1 protein-coding gene is annotated in these 561 nt (G+C 45.8%); it reads right to left on the reverse strand.

What is annotated here, in order from left to right; translation table 11 throughout:
- Positions 1-561, reverse strand: a 561-nt coding sequence (locus R7R78_RS28505) for an ATP-binding protein (RefSeq protein ID WP_225474899.1), incomplete at both ends; no start/stop codon positions are given.

Genomic DNA, 561 nt, shown 5'->3' on the forward strand with positions numbered 1-561 from the left:
ATTCTTCATCTGAGATATCTGCTTTATTACGCGTCCACAACGCTTGAGCTTTGTTGATTTGCTCCCACTTCTTCTCATCTGTCTCTTTACCGTCTTCATCACGCACTACAGTTTGGATAGAAACAGGAATGCCGATGTGATCCGAGTACTTGCTGATGACATCGCGCAAGCGCCATTCATTTAAGAACTCTTTACCTTCGTCACGCATGTGAAGAATGATGTCAGTACCACGAGATTCTTTAGTGATGTTTTCAATGGTGTACTCACCCTCGCCCGCAGAATGCCATTGCACTGCTTCGTCTGCTGGCAAACCTGCTGCACGAGTGCGCACGGTCACCGCATCAGCAACGATAAATGCAGAGTAGAAGCCAACACCAAATTGACCGATCAATTGCGAGTCTTTGCTTTGCTCTTCTGAAAGCTTTGAGAAGAATTCCGCGGTGCCTGATTTTGCGATGGTGCCTAAATGTTCGATAACGTCATTGCGGCTCATACCGATACCGTTATCAGAAATCGTTAGGGTATTTGCACTTTCATCAAATGACAGCTTAACGCCAAGAT

Source organism: Vibrio sp. 2134-1 (assembly GCF_033339495.1).